General features: G+C 41.8%; 17 protein-coding genes. 7 read left to right on the top strand and 10 right to left on the bottom strand.

The features are described from left to right. A complete protein-coding gene (locus BVC88_RS01535) occupies positions 1-255 on the top strand; it encodes a hypothetical protein (protein WP_075348877.1) in 255 nt (84 codons plus the stop codon). A 730-nt stretch (positions 256-985) separates the two neighbouring features. Here the strand turns inward: BVC88_RS01535 and BVC88_RS01540 are convergent. After that, entirely contained in the window at positions 986-2,419 is a 1,434-nt protein-coding gene (locus tag BVC88_RS01540) for a DASH family cryptochrome (protein WP_075348878.1), read from the bottom strand. 204 nt (positions 2,420-2,623) lie between these two features. On the opposite strand from BVC88_RS01540, the gene BVC88_RS01545 reads away from it, so the two are divergent. The 3 genes from BVC88_RS01545 to BVC88_RS01555 are packed head-to-tail and all read left to right on the top strand — an operon-like array spanning position 2,624 to position 7,017. Continuing rightward, positions 2,624-3,562: a polysaccharide deacetylase family protein gene (locus BVC88_RS01545; RefSeq protein WP_075348879.1), complete on the top strand. Its 939-nt coding sequence runs from the start codon at positions 2,624-2,626 to the stop codon at positions 3,560-3,562. Positions 3,563-3,570: 8 nt separating this feature from the next. Continuing rightward, positions 3,571-5,979: an alpha-L-rhamnosidase-related protein gene (locus BVC88_RS01550; protein ID WP_075349419.1), complete on the top strand. Its 2,409-nt coding sequence runs from the start codon at positions 3,571-3,573 to the stop codon at positions 5,977-5,979. A 45-nt stretch (positions 5,980-6,024) separates the two neighbouring features. Further along, entirely contained in the window at positions 6,025-7,017 is a 993-nt protein-coding gene (locus BVC88_RS01555) for a TlpA family protein disulfide reductase (RefSeq protein ID WP_075348880.1), read from the top strand. On the opposite strand, the gene BVC88_RS01560 is transcribed toward BVC88_RS01555, so the two are convergent. The 6 genes from BVC88_RS01560 to polA all read right to left on the bottom strand — a co-directional run bounded on the left by BVC88_RS01560 (position 7,014) and on the right by polA (position 15,253). Further along, entirely contained in the window at positions 7,014-9,230 is a 2,217-nt protein-coding gene (locus BVC88_RS01560) for a DUF5916 domain-containing protein (protein ID WP_075348881.1), read from the bottom strand. The two genes, BVC88_RS01555 and BVC88_RS01560, sit on opposite strands and share 4 nt — an antisense overlap. Before the next feature lie 102 nt (positions 9,231-9,332). Beyond that, positions 9,333-9,758, bottom strand: a complete 426-nt coding sequence (locus BVC88_RS01565; protein WP_075348882.1) for a secondary thiamine-phosphate synthase enzyme YjbQ — start codon at positions 9,756-9,758, stop codon at positions 9,333-9,335. Positions 9,759-9,784: 26 nt separating this feature from the next. After that, a complete protein-coding gene (locus BVC88_RS01570) occupies positions 9,785-10,210 on the bottom strand; it encodes a hypothetical protein (RefSeq protein WP_139316501.1) in 426 nt (141 codons plus the stop codon). A gap of 98 nt (positions 10,211-10,308) precedes the next feature. Further along, the gene (locus BVC88_RS01575; protein WP_075348884.1) at positions 10,309-10,671 is read right to left on the bottom strand and encodes a TfoX/Sxy family protein; all 363 of its coding nucleotides are present in this window, start codon (positions 10,669-10,671) and stop codon (positions 10,309-10,311) included. Positions 10,672-10,890: 219 nt separating this feature from the next. Continuing rightward, entirely contained in the window at positions 10,891-12,264 is a 1,374-nt protein-coding gene (gene radA, locus BVC88_RS01580) for a DNA repair protein RadA (RefSeq protein ID WP_075348885.1), read from the bottom strand. Positions 12,265-12,424: 160 nt separating this feature from the next. Then, positions 12,425-15,253 (bottom strand): DNA polymerase I, encoded by a 2,829-nt coding sequence (polA, locus tag BVC88_RS01585; protein ID WP_075348886.1) that lies wholly within the window; start codon positions 15,251-15,253, stop codon positions 12,425-12,427. Between the two features lie 159 nt (positions 15,254-15,412). Here polA and BVC88_RS01590 point away from each other — a divergent pair, with 159 nt between their 5' ends. Continuing rightward, complete coding sequence (locus BVC88_RS01590) at positions 15,413-15,727, top strand: hypothetical protein (RefSeq protein ID WP_075348887.1); 315 nt, start codon at positions 15,413-15,415, stop codon at positions 15,725-15,727. 76 nt (positions 15,728-15,803) lie between these two features. Here the strand turns inward: BVC88_RS01590 and BVC88_RS01595 are convergent, their stop codons facing one another. Then, positions 15,804-16,241 (bottom strand): hypothetical protein, encoded by a 438-nt coding sequence (locus BVC88_RS01595; RefSeq protein ID WP_075348888.1) that lies wholly within the window; start codon positions 16,239-16,241, stop codon positions 15,804-15,806. 74 nt (positions 16,242-16,315) lie between these two features. On the opposite strand from BVC88_RS01595, the gene BVC88_RS01600 reads away from it, so the two are divergent. Next, entirely contained in the window at positions 16,316-17,995 is a 1,680-nt protein-coding gene (locus BVC88_RS01600) for an amidase (RefSeq protein ID WP_075348889.1), read from the top strand. Between the two features lie 48 nt (positions 17,996-18,043). Here the strand turns inward: BVC88_RS01600 and BVC88_RS01605 are convergent, their stop codons facing one another. Together BVC88_RS01605 and gpmI are read right to left on the bottom strand one after the other, a co-directional pair. Then, complete coding sequence (locus BVC88_RS01605; protein WP_075348890.1) at positions 18,044-18,610, bottom strand: hypothetical protein; 567 nt, start codon at positions 18,608-18,610, stop codon at positions 18,044-18,046. Next, positions 18,607-20,133, bottom strand: a complete 1,527-nt coding sequence (gene gpmI / locus BVC88_RS01610; protein ID WP_075348891.1) for a 2,3-bisphosphoglycerate-independent phosphoglycerate mutase — start codon at positions 20,131-20,133, stop codon at positions 18,607-18,609. The genes BVC88_RS01605 and gpmI overlap by 4 nt, the downstream gene beginning before the upstream one ends. A gap of 136 nt (positions 20,134-20,269) precedes the next feature. Here gpmI and BVC88_RS01615 point away from each other — a divergent pair, with 136 nt between their 5' ends. Further along, positions 20,270-20,668, top strand: a complete 399-nt coding sequence (locus BVC88_RS01615) for a DUF4783 domain-containing protein (protein ID WP_083638978.1) — start codon at positions 20,270-20,272, stop codon at positions 20,666-20,668. Positions 20,669-20,712: the final 44 nt, after the last annotated feature.

Consider the following 20,712-nt stretch of genomic DNA (forward strand, 5'->3'; position numbering starts at 1 on the left):
ATGAAGCTTTTTAAAATCTATCTGAAAAAAGACTGGTGGTGGCCATTGATCTACGCAGTTCCTGTTGTTTTTATAAATGAAGGATATGTATATCCCCAATTACGATTTGAATTTGATTTCTTGTCCGAGCCATGGACCTATTATAGTTTTATTTTTCACTACACCTTCTGGAGTATCGGATGGTTCTTTCTTTTTTGGAAACCGAATTACCTGCATCAAAAAAAGAAGGAAGAAGAGAATCTTCAGGGAAATTGAGTGTCTTCATTCAATTTTGCTTGTAATAAACATTTCTAAAAAATTCGTTTCCATCCTCCCGCAAAAGCTCCTTTTTCCAAAATAAATTTCTGCGCGGGAGTCCGATACCTAGATTCATTTAATCCATGGGTTTCACCCATGGTTATTAAGAGTTTGATCCTTTCAGGATCGGTAAGGAAAAACTCGATTACCCTTTGTGTCCTTCGTGTAAACCTTGGCGTCCTTGGTGGTTAAAAAAACCTAAGCATCCTCTGCGTAAACCATTGCTAACTTTGTCGTTAAAAAAAGAAAGCTTTGCTGTTAAAAAATTTGTTTTCATCCTCCCGCAAAAGCTCCATTTTCCAAAACAAAATTCTGCGCGGGAGTCCGATACCTAGATTCATTTAATCCATGGGTTTTAACCATGGTTATTAGGAGTTTGATCCCTTCAGGATCGATAAGGAAAAACTCGAATGACCTTTGTGTCCTTCGTGTAAACCTTGGCGTCCTTGGTGGTTAAAAAATCCGTTTCCACCCTCCCGTAAAACCTTCCTTTTTCCAAAATAAATTTCTGCGCGGGAGACTAATATCGAGATTCATTTTATCCATGGGTTTCACCCATGGTTATTAAGAGTTTGATCCTTTCAGGATCTCTAATACAAATTCAATAGGTCCTTTTGCCCATTGTGGTAAAAAAAACCCTTTGTGTCCTCTGCGTAAACCTTTGCGTCCTCGGCGGTTAAAAAAAGACTCAAACCCACTTCTCCATCTCCACCATAGCATGTGGATAAGTCTTTCCTAATTCGATATTTAACTCTTTGAGTTTGGGTGTGGATAACTCATGTGGTTGATGAATATCAAAGCCTTTGATAGCGCTCAATTCTGGGAGCCACATACGGACATAGTCTCCGTTTTTATCATAGTTTTTACCCTGACGGAGGATATTAAAATAGCGGTTTTCCCGAGGATCATTTCCCACTCCAGCTACATACATCCAATTTCCCCAATTGGAGCAGACATCGTAGTCAATAAGCTTACTCTCAAAATAACTCGCTCCCCAAGTCCAATCGATTCCCAGATCATTGACCAAAAAACTAGCAACATTTTGACGGCCTCTGTTTGACATGAAACCGGTGCGGTTTAATTCCCGCATATTGGCATCAATAAATGGGACTCCTGTCTTCCCCTCACACCAGCGCTGAAAATCTGCGCTATCCCTACGCCAGGAGTCCATTTGATTTTTGATACCGGAGAGTTGAAAGATCTGATCCCCATGCTTCTTAGAGATCAGTCGAAAATAATCTCTCCAGATTAGTTCGAAAATAAGCCAATAGGTGCTGTCATTCTTTTTACGCTCTTTTTCATATCGCTTTACTTCGTAATAAATTGTCCTGGGAGAAATGCATCCCAAAGCCAACCAAGCTGAAAAACGTGAACTGAATTCTGTTCCGATCAGACCATTTCGGGTCTGCTTGTAATCTTTTAATAAATCTTTTTCCCAAAAATAGGATTGGATTCGCCGCATTCCAGGCCGTTCTCCACCATCAAAACCTAACACCAAACTTGACGCTGGCATCGACTCCTCCAATCCGTATTGATTCAATTTTGGAATTTCGCCAGAACTAAATATGACCTCAGTTCCGGGATAATTTATGGAAATCGGACTAGGGTATTCGGCCCTTACTTCCGACATTTTTTCTGCTGACTTTCTGAATTGTGTGAAAACTTCAGGCAATTGATTGACAGGAAACGGGAGATCATCCAAGTGGTAAAGTGTGCTTTGCCAGAAACTTTCAGTAGCAATTCCTTTTGCGTATGCGTTAGTTTCTAGAGAGTTATCCACATTCCTCTCTTCCGAGGTGACTTCCTCTGAAAAATAAATCGCCTGTGCCTCATATTTTTCTGCCAGTTTGATTAATTCCTCTTCTGGTTTACCTTTTAGGACTATCAAATCTGCTCCTAGTTCACGGAGTGTATCACGTAAGTCAGCCACTGCTTCAATCAAAAACTTCGCCCTGTAATATCCTGTTTTCAGGATACCGAGTTCAGTTTTTTCAAACATTCTAGGATCAAAGCAATAGACGGGCAAAATCTCTTTTCCACTTTGAACAGCTTTGGTAAGCGTAACATTATCTTTTACCCTTAAGTCATTCCGAAACCAAACGATTACCCTATTAAATTTCATACTTCTGCAACAGGCTGTTTAATACAAGTGTTTTGAACCCTTCAAAAAATTAACTTCTTACTAAAATGGCTAATTTGAGTCCTGAAAACTGATAATCACGAAATCGAGCATGTCGCAAGCGATGCACATTGGGGAGATTGTTATCGATGCGAGATTCCTCTCAGTAGCTACCGGCATGAACTCTTAAAAACAAATTATAATTAGATGAAAAAGATATTCTTCATTCTCCTTTTCTTGGCTTTCACCCCTGATTTTGCCTTTTCACAAAATCTAGCTGAAAGACTAGGTTACCCGAAAGACGCTAAGCTTCTAATTATTCACGGAGATGATGTGGGGGTTTCCCATTCACAAACCAGAGCGACTTTTGAGGCTATTAAAAAAGGTCTAGTGACCTCCACAAGCATGATGGTGCCCACCGGATGGTCTTCGGAAGTGGGGGAAATGGCGAAGGAAATACCTGACGCAGATATTGGCATTCATATTACGCTGACAAACGAATGGCTGAATTTCAACTGGGGGCCTGAGGCTGGCAAGACCGCTGTACCTGGCTTGGCAGATGAAAAAGGACATATGTATCCAGATTGTGGGCAAGTCGCAGCAAATGCAAGTCCCGAAGAAGTGGAAAAAGAGATTCGTGCCCAGATCAAAGCTGCCAATCAAATGGGAATCACTCCAACGCATTTGGATTCTCATATGGGCTGTATTTTCTATGGAAAACCTGAATATTTGGTGAGTTATTTGAAAATCGCTCAAGAACTCAAAATTCCCGCTATGATCAATACCCTAATTGTGGAAGGGTTGATTAAGCCAAATTCAAAATTATTTATCGGAATTGACTTGGAAAAAATACCCGTAATTGACCAAATCATCATGGCAAATCCGGAAGATTATCTAGCAGGAATGGATGCCTTTTATACCAAGTCTCTCAATGAACTTCCGCCGGGAGTTCACGTCATGTTGATTCATCTTGCATTTGATGATGAAGAAATGAATGCTGTCACCAAAGATCACGATACGTATCATGCCCCTTGGAGGCAGGCTGATTATGATTATTTTACAAGCGAGGAAGCCAAAGCTTTGATCCAAAAAAACAATATCAAATTGATCACTTGGCGAGAAATCGGCCAAGCCCTAAACAAGTAAAATCAAAAATGTCTAAGTATCCCCTTTTTCTGCTTTTTACCTCAATTATCGCCTTTTCATGCAGTAGTCCGAAAACTCCTCAAGACCAGCTTCAGGAAAGTCTCGAAAATCTACCTAGTCTAACAGGTAAATCAACTTATCTAGGCAGCCCTTTTACCGCTGCGGGGGATCGGCTTTACCTGATTGGAAATCAGGACGGGGGTTTTCCGGATATGGGCTGGCATGTGGAGGGAGAAATGGGGGGAATTTGGATGCATCCCATCAAGTTGATGGATGGATTCACTGCTTCAGTCAGTTCTGGAGCATCTAGCATTTGCTTGGACAAAGGAAAGTCTTTCACCAATTACTCAATAGCAAATTCTATAGAATTTGATGCAAGCGATTTGGGTTTGGAAGTCAACCGTCTTCACTTTGTGCCAGATGGAAAACCCGGAATGGTCGTCTTATTCCAAATAAACAATGTGGATAAGTCAGAGAAATCTATCCGATTCCAGTTTAATGCCTATGTGGATTTGATACCAGTCTGGCTGGGAGAGCGTACTGGGATGATGGATAGCACTGACGTGATTTCCTATGATGAGCAGACTAAGATTTTTACCGGAAAAGATCAAGGGAATGATTGGTACACTGTCTGGGGAAGTAGCTCCGAATTCCCCTTGAGTCCTATGGAAATTAGCTGCGAGATGAGTCCCAAAGGAAAGGGAACTGCTGCTGGCGCTGCCATAGATTTGATCATCCCGGCAGGAGAATCTATCAGTATCCCCATTTTTATTGCGGGTTCGGATCAAAATAATCTGGCGGCGCTTGAAATTTTTGCGGCCCTTAAATCCAATTATGTGGACGATTGGTTTGCCAAAAAGTCTCGATTTGAGATTCTAAAGCAAACCGCAGAAATCCAGATTCCAGATGCGGAGCTTCAGCAGGCCTTTGAGTGGATCAAATACAATACGGACTGGTTGGTTCGTGACGTACCTGGAATTGGCCGAGGTTTCGGTGCGGGATTGCAGGATTATCCTTGGTGGTTTGGGGTGGACAGCGAATACACCATTCAAGGCCTGATCACTACTGGGCGGAAGGACTTGGTTTATTCTACCATTGAGCTGATTCATTCCCTATCTGAAAAAGAAAATGGAAACGGCCGAATCGTCCATGAAGTCAGTACCAACGGCGCAGTCTTCAATCCTGGAAATATCAATGAAACACCGCAATGGGCATCAATGCTTTGGGAAGTTTATCGCTGGACTGGTGATCGGGAGTTTTTGGAACGTTATTTTCCCAGTGTGGAAAAAGGCCTGGATTGGCTGCTTCAGGAAAACGATAAAGATGGAAATCTACTCGCTGATGGCTATGGCATGATGGAGATTCATGGACTGGAATCAGAGATGATCGATGTCGCTGCTTATAGTCAAAAAGCCTTTGCAGATGCTGCTAAAATGGCTGAAATTCTTGGGAAAACAGCCCTTTCAGAAAGTTATCAACAAACTGCCGATGCACTGGCTGAAAAAATCAATCGAGATTTTTGGGTTCCGGAATTCGGGTCTTATGCAGATTTTATCGGAACAGCCGAAGAAGCTTTGCACCTTATTGACGGAGCGATTGTTCGTGCAGATACCTTGAATAAGCCTTGGGCAGTGGAAGAATTAAAAGCCACAAAAGCAAAGTTATCCACATTGCCCAAAGATCAGAAACAGGGATTTGTGCTATATCATAATTGGGTAGTGAATACGCCAATGGAAACCGGAATAGCAGATCCTGAAAAGGCAAAAATAGCTCTAGCCACAGGCAGAAAATATACCAATCCATTCGGAGTCTTTGTTACCGGAATCGATCGGGATGAGCAAGCCGAATCCGAAGATGGCACCTTCTCAGGAAGCAAAATCTTCTCCTATACGGGGGCTGTAATGACTTTGCCAACTGGTGTACAAGCCATCGGTGAAAATAAGTACGGCAATCCTGACAGAGCTTTGGATTACCTCAAGCGGATGACTCGAAGTTTTGGCTTTGCCCTTCCAGGCTCTATTTACGAAGTTTCCCCGGATTATGGGATGTTTACCCAAGCTTGGAATATGTACAGTTTCGCTGTTCCGATTATTACTCAGTTTTTTGGAATTCAGCCAGACGCCGGCAATCGTGTGATTTACATTCGCCCACAAATGCCAAGCGATTGGGAGAATGCCAGCATCCAAAAAGTTATCATAGGAGATAATATCATCTCCATGCGCTACGAAAAGTCTGGGGATCAGCTGTCCATCGAAGTAGAACAAAGCGAGAAGAAATGGGGAGTTTCTATCGAAATTCCAGAATCTTATTCCAAGGTGAAAGTCTTGGGTAAAGAAGTAAGCTCAGATACGAAAGATGGTTTTCGGAGGATCTTGATGACTGGAGCGAAAGCAAAGGTTGAGGCTTCTAAAAATTAAACCCTCATTCCAGTTTTCCCGTGAAAAAGGAAAAATCGTTATGTTATGCAAAAATTAGTCTTATTGTTTTTTGCCTTTTTTTTCAGTTTTGAAGCAAATTTTGCTCAAGAAACCAAAGTAATAATCAAACAGGAAGGAACTCTTCCCAAAAATGAATTTATTCAGACCAATTTTGCGGGACAAGGATACCAGAGTTCCGAAAGTATGGAAGGAGTACTTTCAGCAGAATTATCCAGCCCCAAGCAAATCTCCTTTTTGCATTTAAAAAACAATGGGAAAATTCTTGGTGAACGCACATTTTGGGTTGGTGAGGGTGACTATTCAATAACTGGTAATGTGACTGACCTTTCCTCTTGGAGCATTGACCCGGTTCATTCTTACGCCAAAATTTCAGAACAAATTAAATTATCGGAAGGCTCGGTTCAAAAGGAATTAATCCTGGAAAATCTGGACAAGGAAGTCGGAGTCAATTGGCTCGTTTTGAAATCAGATTTGTTTTCTCAAGAAGAGCTTGCTACCGCTATTGCTTCCATTCCATCAGAACTGCAAGAACTAAATTATTTAAAAAGATTTCAAGCTGATCTGTTGCTAACAGAATCTTGGGAACCCGTAGAAGGAGAATTAAGCCGTGATTTTAAACTTGAAAGTAGGGAAGGAAGTGAGATCTCTTTTTCGGATTACGATGGAAAATATCGGCTTTTGGAGTTTTCTTTTACCGGTTGCAAACCATGCATTGAAGCGCTTCCAGAAATAAAAGAAATCCATGAACGATTCGGAGATGAGCTTACGGTAATCAGTGTCTGGGATGATCGCTCAAAAGACACTTGGCTGAATACGGCAAAGAATCATAAAGAAATTATTACGTGGACAGATTTGTGGGATGAGGCAGGTTATGTGACGAAACTTTATCAAGTAAATGTCTGGCCAACATATATTTTAATTTCACCTGATGGTACCATAGAACAAATCTGGAATAGTTATTTCAAAGGGAAAATCCTCCGAAAAATGGAGAATCTCTTTGGCTCCCCAAATCCTTAAATATTCAACCAATAATTCAACTTCAGCACCAGACTACGCTGTTTTGGCATAAAATCTCCCGGGAAGTAGTTGTCGGTGTACACCAAGAAAAAGTCTGAAACCGGTGCAAATCTCCACTGCAGACGGGTGTTGATATTCAAGTTATCAATCTGATTATTGTACTGGATAAAGGTGGTCCAGAAAAGACTCTTGGTGAATGTCAAATCAATTCGAGGGCCGATCAAAAATAAATCTGCATCATTCTGCGGCTCTGGCAACTCGATTTTATTGTAGCTGAAATTCATCGAAATATTTGCCGTATAGCCCATTCGAAGGCCCATTTCTCCTCTGAATGTTGCAATCGATCCGGTAAAATAATCCCCAAACTCTGACCGAAGGTTTACATTAAATGCTTTGCGAGGATTGCTTTGAAACTGAAACTCTATTGTATTATTGTAGTAACCAGTGCCAGCAGGGAGAGGCTCTCCACCTGTTCGAGTAGGATCAAAATCATTAAACAGGTAGATATATCTATTCTTCTGGGTCAAAGTAAATTGAGCCAAAGACTGGAATCTCACTTCATAGCCAACATTAAAATCCCGATCAGTGGTCCCTAGGGTTTCATTCCATCGGAGTTCGTATTCGATTTTTGGACCATGACGATTAATGATGCGAGATTGCGGGAAGAAGCTGTAAGAAACATCTGGATTGAAGCGCTTGTAATCCACCCTCGGCACAAAGCCTACCACAGGGTTGTAGCTTTCCCCGATATCCAAATAGCTGATGCTCCATCGCCAATGAAGGTCATTATAGAGTACGTAGGCATTGAATGTACCTGGTTTTTTGCCAAGATCCTTTTCAAAGGTCCGATGATAAAAAGCCTTTCCCGTCCATTTATTGTCTGCTGAAGCCAAGTTGTATTCCAATCCCAACAAGCGATTGTAAGCTGTCGGGTCAAATAAACTTTGGTACTCATCCAAAGCTAAGGATTCACGATCGACGAAGATCATCCCGATGTTTGATCGATTGAAAACCTTCTTTTGTAAGGCCAAAACGCTGAAGTTTTTTCCTGAAATCCCAGCTTCATCGTCGGTTGCAGTTTGCATATTCATCATACCAACACGCCAATCGTCGGTGACTTTTCCTGAAAGCCTAGCACCATAAATTATCCTGTTTTGGATATTCTGACCTGTGTTTTCATCACGATCTACACCTATTCTTCTCGAAAAAAACGGTCTGGCCAATGGGTGTCCAAAGCTTGCAAACAGATCTCCATTTTCTAGGAAGAACTGCCGGCGCTCAGGAAAGAAAATCTCGAAACGATCCAGGTTGGTCACCTGTTCATCGACCTCCACCTGAGAAAAATCCGGATTGATCGTCAAGTCCAAATTCAACGCTGGCCCGATTCCAATTTTTGCATCACCACCTACAGCTGGAGTGGGTTTTTCAGAAGTACCTTCGATGAAGTTTTTTGATGTTCTACCTGCGATATATGGGATCAGGGAAATATTCGCTGAGTTCTTTTTTAAAGGTTCTTCGAAAATAAGCGTTCGTGAAAACGCTAGAGAGATAATTGAAAAGTTCCTTGGAATCGGTGCCCAAGTACTTCGCTCTGGCAAATGACTATCTATTCTATAAAAATTCACATTCCAGTTTTGTGCGCCATCCTGAAATCGAATGGTAGAAAGCGGAATGATAGCTTCTACCACCCAGCGATCTTCGAGGATAGTCGCTTCAGCAAACCACTTATTGTCCCAAGCCAAGCTTAAATCTTCCGACCGAGATCCTCCATTGGAAAGTAGCCCTTCCCGCTGTACGCCATAGGGGTTTACGCCAAATTGAAAAGCATTTGTCTTGTCATTGAAGGTATCAAATACAAAAGTTACCCCATCATTGGCCTCTCCTCGATAATCTCTACGCAAAGAGGTGGAAATGTATTTCCTATCCTCATTATTCTCCATGATCGCCGCGAGGTAGATATTGTTATCATCAAATGCGATTTTTACTCTGGTATTTACTTGGGCCCTTGAAGTATCAGAGGGAAAATATTGCATAAAATCCCCATTCCAACCTTCGGCGTCCATCCAAATCGCTTCGTCAAGTACCCCATCCAATTGGATAGGCTCTTTTAGCTTAAATGCGAATGCATTGCCCTGATTGGGTAATGCCTCTTTTTGGGCAAAAGCCGACTGGAAAAAAAATGACAGAAATAATGTATAAAATAGGGTTTTCATAGGTTGGGGCTTACGCACAAAGTTATTCCCATAACCTACCTATCCATTCGCTTTTATATTAATGGTAAAATCTGCTGATAATCTTCACAATAAAACGATTCATCAACAGCCAAACGCAGTTAATATCAGGTTTCTACCACTTGCCCGACGCCGAAATTCACAAAGGTAAATTCCCTGCCAAATTCCGAGATTGAGTTTTCCACCTGTAATGGGAATTTGGAGACTACTATCAAAAAAACTGGCTTTAAGGTGCGCAGGCATATCATCCGAACCCTCATAGGTGTGAATAAATCGTGGATATGTTTCTGGAATTAATTCATTTACAAAGGTTTGAAAATCCTTCCGAACGGTCGGGTCAGCATTTTCATTAATAGTCAAGGCAGCTGAAGTATGCTGAATAAAAACCTGCAGAAATCCAGTTTGAATGGATCTAATTTCTGGAATGCCAGCCTCCACTTGTTCGGTAATCAAATGATAACCGGCAGAGAAAGGGGTAAGCTTGAGATTTCTTTGAAAAAAATGGGTCATCCTTTTAAGTTAAAAAATAAACATGCTCAATTCAAATTGTTGGGATTGTAAATCGCCTTGAAAAAGTGAGTGGGACCATCACAGGCCTGCCAAGTGCCGGATAATTCGTTGTTCCCCAAATTATTCAGATATTCTTCTCCACGAAAACAGCTATGAATTAGGTCGCTATCCTGGTCCTCAAAAGTCAATACAATTCCATCAAAATCCTCTATCTCAGGATCTTTAAAAGTCCCCTTAGCAGTTTGGTCTCCCACTCGCTTAAGGAATGTACCATCGTCATTGAACTGGTAATAATAAAGCGAATCTGAAACTGGGATAAAGTCCATATTAGGAGCCCAAGAAGGTTGAATACCTACCAAAAAATATTGTAATGAACTTTGTGTAATTGGATCTTCACTTTCTTTGCAAGAAAAAATCCCAAAACCTAGGACAAAAGCAAGTATCAATTTCATTTTCATAGTTTGCTGTATTTCGTTGAACTTTTTGAACGCCCAAACTTAGGCGGCAGTTGTGGATTATCTGGAAAAAGTAGCGAAAACCAAAAATAGTTTCAGCCCCTTCCTTTACTCTTTTTAGCAAATGGGTTAAATGCTAAGGCTAAATCCACCCAAAATTCCAAATCTTCCTCTAGATCAAAGCCTTCCGGATAAACAAATACAAAGTCTTTCATTGGTCGACCGGTAAACTCCATTGGACGGCAACCTTTTCGATCAGCATGTAGACTTTGCGCCTCCTCACCGATCCGGGCCATGATTCGATCTTCATTGGTTTTTTTATCTCGGACGATTCCTATACACATCTTGTCCTCTACCATAAAAACCAAACCACCCATCATCCCTTTTTGGTAGAAATCGGCCTTTCCATCAATTAGAATCCGTTCGACTCGTTCAGCGAGGTAAGCATCGTAGGCCATAGCAAATTTGTTTTTTTGGCTGGTATATTCCCTTAAAATCTTCGCTTTTTATTCATTTTTAAATTATTGGAACTAACACTTTTATATCTAAATATCCAAGCCATCCATTGGACTTTCATGTACCAAAAATGCTTGGATATATCGTAGGTCTGTGTCCTGCGCTAATAAATATGTGACCTCTTGGTCGACTAAGGGTGGATGTTTAATAAACCTGCCCTCCTAAAAAATCCTTTGGTACATCTCCTCCAGCTTACTTACTGCAATTACCTGAATTTTATATTTCTTTAAGTCTAGACCTTTGATCGCATATTTGGAGACGATGATTTTCTTAAAGCCCAGCTTTTCGGCTTCCGCAATTCGGTTCTCGATTCGGGAGACAGCACGGATTTCTCCTCCCAGTCCAATCTCTCCTGCAAAACAAAGTTCCTCAGATACCGGCGTATCTTCGTAGCTGGAGATCAAGGAAGCACAAACTGCCAAGTCCAGGCCCGGATCATCTACCCGGATTCCTCCTGCCACATTTAGAAATACATCCTGCTGTCCCAATCGCATGCCTCCGCGCTTTTCCAGGACCGCCAAGAGCATATTTAAGCGTTTAGCATCGTGTCCTGTGCTACTTCGCTGTGGGGTTCCGTAAGTCGCCGGGCTTACCAAGGACTGTATTTCGATTAGGAGCGGGCGATTTCCCTCCATCATCGCTCCGATCGCCACGCCATTGAGCACTTCTTCCCGCTGAGTCAAAAGAATCTCTGATGGATTGGCGACCGTGCGCAATCCCTCGGCTCGCATCTCATAGATCCCAAGTTCATGCGTGGAACCAAAGCGGTTTTTGGATGTCCGCAGGATCCGATATGTCAAGTGCCGATCTCCCTCAAACTGCAAAACGGTGTCCACCATATGCTCCAATACTTTGGGGCCGGCGATCGATCCATCCTTCGTGATATGACCGATCAGGAATACAGGCGTTCCGGTTTCTTTGGCAAATTTCATCAGTTCTGCCGTACATTCTCTGACTTGAGAGACTGAACCGGCTGCTGATTCCACGTACTGACTATTCAAAGTTTGGATCGAATCGATGATCAAAAAATCAGGCTTTAATACTTCGATCTGCTGGAAAATCTGTTGGGTATTCGTCTCGGAGAGTACGTAACAATCCGGGTTTTTTGCCTCCATGCGATCTGCCCGCATTTTGATTTGGGCTTCACTTTCTTCTCCGGAAACATAAAGTACCGTTTTACCTTGCAGCATCAAGGCGATCTGAAGCATCAGGGTGGACTTGCCAATTCCCGGTTCGCCCCCGATCAGGACCAGTGAACCCGGTACTATTCCTCCGCCCAAAACCCGATCAAGTTCTCCGTCCCGAGTGACCCATCGCGCTTGTTCCTCGTACTTGACTTCCTGGATTTTTCGAGGTGTATTCGCCTTTTTCATCCCTGAAGCAGGAGACTTCCAGTTGCCTTTCCCACTTTCTTCCTTTTGGATTACTTCTTCCACATAGGTATTCCATTCCCCGCAGGCAGGACATTTTCCGATCCATTTGGCACTTTGGGAGCCGCAGTTTTGACAGAAAAAAGAGGTTTTGGTTTTAGACATGCTAAGATTTATGAATAACGATTTTTGATTTACGAGATCTTGAGGACTTCAAAGGTTGATTTAAAAAAGTAAACCCCATTTAGACATTTGGAATTACGAGTTGTGAAATACGAAGCGTGGAATGGAAAATCTCAATTTTCAATTTCTTCATTTTAAATTATCAATGCGCCTCCAGCCAATCCATACCCGTTCCCACTTCCACTTCCACAGGAACCTTCATTTTGATCGCATTGGACATCAGTCCAGGAATATTGGCTTTGAGTAGCTCGATTTCATCTTTGTGCGCATCAAAGACCAATTCATCATGTACCTGAAGGATCATTTTGGATTTTAGGTTTTCTTTTTTCATCCAGTTGTGAACATGGATCATTGCTACTTTGATCAAATCGGCTGCCGAACCTTGGATCGGCGCATTGATCGCATTACGCTCTGCAAAGCCACGCATGTTCATATTTCGACTGTTGATGTCTCGGAGATAGCGACGTCTGCCGAGGATGGTTTCTACATATTCGTCTTTTTGGGCCTTGGCGATGACGCCATCCATGTATTCTTTGACTGCTGGAAATTCCTTGAAATAGGCATCGATAATTTCTTTGGCTTCACTTCTAGGGATGCTTAATCGCTGCGAAAGGCCAAAAGCAGAAATTCCATAAATAATTCCAAAATTGGCTGTTTTGGCTTTTCGGCGCATGTCTGTGGTGACTTCCTCAAGCGGAACTTGGAAGATTTTTGCAGCGGTGGTGGCGTGAATGTCCCTACCGTTTATGAAGGCTTCCAGCATGGATTCATCACCAGAAAACTCCGCCATGATCCGAAGTTCGATCTGTGAATAATCGGCTGCTAACAGGATATGATTTTCATCTCGAGGGACAAAAGCTTTCCGGATTTCCCGTCCCCGTGCTGTACGAATCGGGATATTTTGAAGATTCGGATTTACCGAAGAGAGTCTACCCGTAGCCGCGACGAATTGATTATAAGTGGTGTGAATTCTTCCTGTTTTTGGGTTTATCAGTAGCGGAAGCGAATCCACGTAGGTCGATTTCAACTTGATCATCTGCCGATAATCCAAAATCGCCTGTGCGATTTCATGTTCATTGGCCAATCTGCTTAAGATTTCCTCCCCTGTGGCGTATTGCCCGGTTTTGGTTTTTTTAGCTTTGGGATCTAATTTCAATTTTTCAAAAAGCACATCTCCCAATTGCTTTGGCGAGGCGAGGTTGAAGCGAACTCCAGCAATCTCATACACCCGCTTTTCAATCTCCTGACTTTCTTTTTCCAATAGAACAGAAAGCTCGGCGAGACTCGCTGTATCGATTTTTACACCTTCAAACTCCATATCCGCCAGCACATTGATCAGCGGATTTTCCACCTCATTGAAGAGTTTTTCAAGTTGATTTTCTTTCAAAATAGGATCAAAAGTAGATTTCAAGCGAAGCGTAATATCTGCATCCTCAGCAGCGTATCCAGTCACCTCATCCTCATCCACATCGCGCATATTTCCCTGATTCTTGCCTTTTTTTCCAATCAACTCTGTGATGGATACCGGCTTATAGTTCAGGTATTGCTCTGCAAGCCAATCCATGGAATGCTTTCCTTCGGGTTCAATCAGGTAGTGAGCAAGCATGGTATCGTAAAGAGCACCTTTGACTTCAATGCCATAGTTTTTCAATACCAGGATATCATATTTGATATTTTGGCCGATCTTCAGGATAGCTTCATTTTCAAAAAGTGGGCGAAGCAGTTCTAAAATCGCCTGCGTCTCTTCCTGATTTTCCGAACATGGAATGTAATAAGCCTCGCCGGTGACATAGGCAAAGGAAATTCCGACCAATTCGGCTTCCATCGCATTGACTGAAGTGGTTTCCGTATCAAAGCAAAGTTCAGTCTGCATCTGAAGGTATTCCAGCAATTCCTTGATGGCATCTTCTCCTTTGATTTTATGGTAATTGTGAAGGTTAGAGTGAATGGTGTCAGCTGGTGCTTTCTCAGAGATTTCTACACTTTCCTCTTCAAAATCATTAGAACTGAAAGGAGTTGAAGTAGCAGCAGGAGCGGCGCCAAAAAGTCCTAGCTGTTCATTTTTTTGTACGGAAGCCTTTTCTCCGGATTTTTTGAAAACCCGAGCGGCTAGGGTACGGAATTCGAGTTCAGTAAATATTGTGCGAAGCTTTTCCTCGTCTATTCCATCGTATTTCAATTCATCATGCACAAAATCAATAGGAACATCGATTTTGATGGTGGCAAGTTCCTTCGAAAGAATTCCCTGCTGCGCAAAGTTTTCAACATTCTCTTTTTGCTTGCCCTTAAGGTCGGCTGTGTTCTTGATGAGTTCCTCCACCGTTCCATACTCCTTGAGGAGTTTCACTGCTGTTTTTTGACCGATTCCTGGGATTCCCGGGATGTTGTCCACTGCATCTCCCATTAGACCGAGAATATCCCGAACTTGATCAACGCTCTCTATATCCCATTTTTCACAGATTTCTTTAGGGCCCATGACGTCGACGCCATTTCCCATAAAAGCCGGCTTGTAAAGGAAAATATGATCGTCAACCAATTGGCCATAGTCCTTATCTGGAGTCATCATATAGACCGTGAAGTCTTCTTTCTCCGCTTTTTTGGCTAAAGTTCCGATAACGTCATCTGCCTCAAAACCATCTAATTCTAAGATGGGAATGTTAAATGCTTTGACTATTTCTTTGACCCAAGGAATAGCAATGGAGATATCTTCCGGTTGTTCCTGACGATTGGCTTTGTAAGCTTCAAATCGCACATGGCGAAAAGTTGGCGCTTTGGTATCAAAAGCGACCCCAATATGGGTAGGTTTTTCCTTATCCAGGACCTCAAGTAGGGTATTGGTAAATCCCATCATGACGCCGGTATTCAGACCTTTGGAATTGATTCGGGGGTTTTTGCTAAATGCAAAATGTGCGCGATAGATCAATGCCATCGCATCTAATAAAAATAGCTTATGGGGCTGATTTTGGGACATTTTAAAGGGATTTTAGAAAACTTTTACTGCTTATAAAGGCTGTCCAAGGTACAAAAAATCCCGTGTAACAGGATAGAAAAATTCCCTATGCAGTGATGAATTGACAGCTTTTGGCTATCTTATTGAAATCAAATTATTCATCACTTAAGGTAATGCACTATGAAAAAAACACTCTTAGTATTCTTTCTGCTAATTACTGGTCCAATGGCCATGGCAGGTTCAGGGGATAAGTCTGATAGTAACAAAGATAAAATTGAGCTTACTGAGGCTCAACAAGCCCGACTGGATGAAATGAAAGCTCGAGTCGACGAAATCAAGGAAATGGATTTTGGAGCTATGTCAAGAGAGGAGCGTAAAGAAATTCGTGAAGAATTAAAATCTATGAAGGCTGAGGCGAGAGAAACTGGAAATGGAGTTTACCTTTCTGTTGGAGCAATCATCATTATTATATTGCTCTTGATATTGCTTCTTTAATTTGATCAGTTACGCTAAAAATCAAAGAGCCTGCTTCAAAATTTTGAAGCAGGCTCTTTTGTTATTGAGGTTAGGATTATTTTTCAGATTGGATAAGATACTTTTTAACTGCTTTAGCTCTCAGAAGAATTAGAATCATTGGAACCAACCAAATCAACTCGTTGAATATCAAATGAAACCCGGATCGTTTGTTCCATCCTATATTTGGTAAAAAGCCAAAAGAAAACCATAAAGCGAGCATGATTTTTCCAATGATTCCAGCTCCAATCAAGTAGATCCAGCTAACCGGATAGAAAGCACTCACGAAAATCACCAAGCCTACAAGCAATCCAAAAGTGCCATAATAGGATGCACTCAGACCTTCAAAACTACCCTGACCCATCGAAAGCCAGTTGACTAAAGTTGGTCCAAACCACTTGAAAAAGGCCGACCAAGCGATGGTGTACATTCCGGCCAACAGGAGAAGGCCTCTGAAATGCATGGGGAAAATTGGGAATGGAGCTTTTTGATCCATGAATGGTTTGATTATTTAAGGCTTATTGAACACCTTGTGAGTCTACTTGTTTGGACTAGATACAAAACTATTCAATGAAACCTAATTACTCTCCTCGTTCCGCAGTTTTTCTCTTACTGGGAGCAATTTCATTTCTGGCGCTAGGCTTTACGCTTGGCAAAAAAGCTGGAGAAATCACACCAATTTCGATTGAAGGAGCTTCCGAGCTTTTCGGTCTTTCGTTTTCTCCTGCTGAAAAAGACAGTATGATCGGGAATCTGAAAAACCAACTTGGGAATTTCGAAACCCTTCGAAAAACGAAATTGGATAATTCCATTCCGCCCTCATTGGTTTTCAATCCACTTCCTATTGGCTTTGAACCTGAGCAAACTCAAGATCCACTGGACTGGGGCTTGCCAACTTCAGTTTCTCTGCCAGAGAAAGAGTCTGATATTGCTTATATGCCTGTTCACGAATTGGCAGTATTGATCAAAAATAAGCAAATCAGCTCGGAGCGTTTGACAAAAATCTATTTGGATCGGATAAAGACTTATTCGGATACGCTTAAATGCCTGATTACACTGATGGAGGACTCAGCCCTAGCCAAGGCAAAAGCTATGGATCAAGAGTTGGCCTCCGGAAAATACCGAGGTCCTTTGCATGGTATTCCTTTCGGAATCAAAGATTTATTAGCTGTAAAAGGCACAAAAACCACTTGGGGAGCGATGCCTTATAAAGATCAAGTTATCGATGAGACTGCTACAGTTGTTGATAAATTGAATGATGCGGGTGGGGTGTTGGTAGGAAAATTCACCTTAGGTGCTTTGGCAATGGGTGATATCTGGTATGGAGGTGTAACCAAAAACCCTTGGAATTTGAAGCAAGGTTCCAGTGGATCTTCTGCTGGTTCGGCATCCGCTGTAAGTGCAGGTTTGGTTCCTTTTGCGATTGGTACAGAGACTTTAGGCTCTATTGTTTCTCCTTCGACACGAAATGGTGTAACAGGACTAAGGCCTACCTACGGAAGAGTGAGCAAGCATGGAGCGATGGCGCTGAGTTGGTCCATGGACAAAATCGGTCCGATCTCCAGATCCGCTTTGGATAATGGAATCGTGCTATCCATCATCAATGGGAAAGACGCAAAAGACGCTAGCTCCATTGCCGCTGCATTTAATTATTCCTCCAAAAAAGATGTCAAGAGTCTTAAAGTCGGCTATTTTAAATCCTTTTTTGAGGGAGATCGTCCGGGTCAGGAAAATGATCGGAAAGTCATCGAGTTGCTTCAAAGTAAAGGGATAGAGCTGCATCCATTAGAGCTAAAGACCTCAGTCGAAGCTGGCCCAATGGTGATGATGCTGATGGTCGAAGGAGCGGCAGCGTTTGATGAATTGACCAGATTGAATCTTGATGATCAGCTAGTAGCTCAGGGAAGAAATGCTTGGCCGAATGGATTTCGCGCAGCTCGATTTATTCCTGCGGTAGAATATGTGCAACTCGCCAGACAACGAAGTGTACTGATAGAAGAAATGAATGAACTCATGAAAGATTACGACGTCATTGTGACACCGAGTTTTGCTGGGCGTCAACTTCAGATTACCAATCTTACAGGTTCCCCGGCTCTTTGTATGCCGAATGGTTTTAATGATCAAGGCAGTCCTACATCGATTACCTTGCTGGCAAATCTTTTTGAGGAAGATAAATTAGTCCTACTTGGTGATTTCATTCAGAAAAATTCGGATTGGCAAGCTCAAAGACCTCCGTTATTCAATAAATAGGTATTGAAAAAAAGGCCTCAGATTTTAAACCTGAGGCCTTTTTTATGTTTAGGGCTGAATAGCTCCCATAATCTTGATATTGCTCGGGTCGAGAAACCAGATTTTTTGAGTTGTCTCTATCGAATAGTGATCAACCTTTTGGGTTGCATTATTCATGTATAAATCTGCGAAAGTCGTTGACTTGTAGAATAGATTTTCCTCAGACATCTTCAGGGTAATGGATATTACTTTGTCATCGATATAAGTCACCTTCATTTCTTTCAGTTTCCCTTTTGATTCAGGGAAAAGAGAATGGGTCAATACATTATTTTTCACCTGTGTATCATATGCAAGGAAAAGGGATTGCTTATTGATATCAGCCTGAATAAAGGTATCAAACTCCTCCATCCAATCGGCTGTAGAAAGTGTTGTTTCCTTTCGGACCTCTTTTCCTTGTACTCTACTGATCAAGATTACATTTGAAGAATCAAGATTTTTTGCCTGAATCTCCATGAATCCTTTCAGATCGAAATAGGGTAGTTTTTCTGGAGTTTTGTTAGATCCTTCACCACAAGACGCTAATGCAAAAAGGAGTAGGAAAAAAAAGCCAGAGGTAAAGTTATTCAAGTACTTCATTCTGCTAATAAAATATCACCAGTCATCTCCGAAGGAATTTCAATTCCCATCATTGTTAAAATTGTCGGTGCCAAATCCCCTAGCTTCCCGTCTTTCACATGCATCACGTCCGTTTTATCGACCAAGATAAAAGGCACGAGATTGGTCGTATGAGCTGTATTTGGAGTGCCATCCTCATTGATCATCATATCACTGTTACCATGATCTGCAATTACAATGATGGTATAATCATTTTCCAAAGCGGTGGTAACGACGCTTTCAACGCATTTGTCTACAGCTTCGCAGGCTTTTACGGCAGCATCGAAAGAGCCGGTATGTCCTACCATATCTGCATTGGCAAAATTGAGACAGATGAAATCGGCACTTTTCTTTTTGAGTTCAGGAGTTATTTTGGCCACGATTTCCAAGGCACTCATTTCCGGCTTCAGGTCATAGGTTGCCACTTTTGGAGATGGGCAGAGTAATCTTCTTTCTCCCTTGAATTCTTCCTCTCTTCCTCCGGAGAAAAAGAAAGTGACGTGTGGATATTTTTCCGTTTCTGCAATCCGAATCTGCTTTTTCCCAGCTTTTTCAAGGACTTCTCCTAGTGTATTTTTGAGATTATCTTTTTCAAAAAGTACCTGAACACCGTGGAAAGTGCTATCATAATTGGTGAAGGTGATGTAGTCGAGATTCAATTTTTTCATGTTGAAATCCTCGAAATCGCGCTGGGTAAGTGCTTGAGTTATTTCTCTGCCTCGGTCAGTCCTGAAGTTGAAACAAACCACCAAATCTCCGTCTTCAATGGTTGCCAAGGGTTGATTATTGGATCCTACATGAATGATTGGACGGATAAACTCGTCCGTCACATTGTTTTCATAGGATTTTTTAATGGCTGCCAGAATATCTTTAGAGCGCTCTCCCACACCATGTACCATTGCATCATATGCGAGCTTCACCCGCTCCCATCGATTGTCTCTATCCATGGCATAATATCTTCCAACTACGGAAGCAATTTTACCAGTTGAGTGCTCTAGGTGAGCTTGAAGGTCTTTAATGTATTCTAATCCACCTTTGGGATCAGTATCTCTTCCGTCGGTGAACGCATGGATAAAAACATTTGTCATCCCGTGTTCTTTAGCTGCATCGCAAAGTCCTTTGAGATGATTGATATGGGAGTGGACACCTCCGTCTGAAAGCAAACCGATGAAGTGAGTTTTCCGCTTTGCAGCTTTGGTTTTGGCAAAAGCAGCTGTTAAAACTGGATGAGTATTTAGCTCACCATTTGCGACTGCCAGGTTGATTTTCACAAGATCTTGATAGACCACTCTTCCTGCACCGATATTCATGTGCCCAACTTCAGAGTTCCCCATTTGACCTTCCGGGAGACCCACAGCAAGTCCCGAGGCTTCAAGTTTGGCGTGCGGATATTTAGTATAAAGACTGTCTACAAAAGGTGTTTTAGCTTTGTCAATTGCCGATACAGCAGGATTGGTTGCAATTCCCCAACCATCTAAAATCATTAAAAGTACTTTCTTCTCCATATCGCAAATATATTATATTTCAAGGCAAAGTCTTGGTTAATCCTAAACATCATCTGTTCAAAATGATAGAATTTGAACGGCTTTTTTTTGTAAATGGGCTACTCTTTTTTGGCTTAGTATTTGCCTAATCAGAGAAATGACCTTGACTCTAAGTTTGTTTTTATCTGTTTTCTTGTACCTACAGCCCATTTTTGGGGATGAGGTGAAAATGGATTCCATTGATCCGGTAATCTCTGCGATTGATGGCGGGTCTAGTGGCGATCTTGCAAAATTTTTTGATACCAGCATCTCTCTCAATGTAAATGGACAACAAGGCGAATACTCTAAAAACCAAGCGGAAATAGTGATCAAAGATTTTTTTAAGAAGAATCCTTCCTTGGGTTTTAAAGTGGTTTTTCGAAGTGAAACCAACCCAAGTTTGATTTCTTATATTGGTGATTATCAAAGTACAGAGAGCTCCTATAAGGTGTTTATCCGAGTTAGTCAGCAAGGCGAAAACTTAAAAATCTACAGCTTAGACTTTGTGAAAGCATAGTCAATTTTTTAATTGAAAAAGGGGATTTCAGTTCGAAGGATTGC

Origin of the sequence: Algoriphagus marinus, from assembly GCF_001936475.1 — a bacterium.
GTDB lineage: Bacteria > Bacteroidota > Bacteroidia > Cytophagales > Cyclobacteriaceae > Algoriphagus > Algoriphagus marinus.

Coding starts and splice junctions, on each gene's coding strand:
- BVC88_RS01595 (WP_075348888.1), bottom strand. CDS start 16,241: ATGGATCAAAAAGCTCCATTCCCAATTTTCCCCATGCATTTCAGAGGC.
- BVC88_RS01540 (WP_075348878.1), bottom strand. CDS start 2,419: ATGAAATTTAATAGGGTAATCGTTTGGTTTCGGAATGACTTAAGGGTA.
- BVC88_RS01555 (WP_075348880.1), top strand. CDS start 6,025: ATGCAAAAATTAGTCTTATTGTTTTTTGCCTTTTTTTTCAGTTTTGAA.
- BVC88_RS01590 (WP_075348887.1), top strand. CDS start 15,413: ATGAAAAAAACACTCTTAGTATTCTTTCTGCTAATTACTGGTCCAATG.
- BVC88_RS01535 (WP_075348877.1), top strand. CDS start 1: ATGAAGCTTTTTAAAATCTATCTGAAAAAAGACTGGTGGTGGCCATTG.
- BVC88_RS01575 (WP_075348884.1), bottom strand. CDS start 10,671: ATGGCCTACGATGCTTACCTCGCTGAACGAGTCGAACGGATTCTAATT.
- BVC88_RS01550 (WP_075349419.1), top strand. CDS start 3,571: ATGTCTAAGTATCCCCTTTTTCTGCTTTTTACCTCAATTATCGCCTTT.
- BVC88_RS01605 (WP_075348890.1), bottom strand. CDS start 18,610: ATGAAGTACTTGAATAACTTTACCTCTGGCTTTTTTTTCCTACTCCTT.
- BVC88_RS01545 (WP_075348879.1), top strand. CDS start 2,624: ATGAAAAAGATATTCTTCATTCTCCTTTTCTTGGCTTTCACCCCTGAT.
- gpmI (WP_075348891.1), bottom strand. CDS start 20,133: ATGGAGAAGAAAGTACTTTTAATGATTTTAGATGGTTGGGGAATTGCA.
- BVC88_RS01560 (WP_075348881.1), bottom strand. CDS start 9,230: ATGAAAACCCTATTTTATACATTATTTCTGTCATTTTTTTTCCAGTCG.
- BVC88_RS01570 (WP_139316501.1), bottom strand. CDS start 10,210: ATGAAATTGATACTTGCTTTTGTCCTAGGTTTTGGGATTTTTTCTTGC.
- BVC88_RS01565 (WP_075348882.1), bottom strand. CDS start 9,758: ATGACCCATTTTTTTCAAAGAAATCTCAAGCTTACCCCTTTCTCTGCC.
- BVC88_RS01600 (WP_075348889.1), top strand. CDS start 16,316: ATGAAACCTAATTACTCTCCTCGTTCCGCAGTTTTTCTCTTACTGGGA.
- radA (WP_075348885.1), bottom strand. CDS start 12,264: ATGTCTAAAACCAAAACCTCTTTTTTCTGTCAAAACTGCGGCTCCCAA.
- polA (WP_075348886.1), bottom strand. CDS start 15,253: ATGTCCCAAAATCAGCCCCATAAGCTATTTTTATTAGATGCGATGGCA.
- BVC88_RS01615 (WP_083638978.1), top strand. CDS start 20,270: ATGACCTTGACTCTAAGTTTGTTTTTATCTGTTTTCTTGTACCTACAG.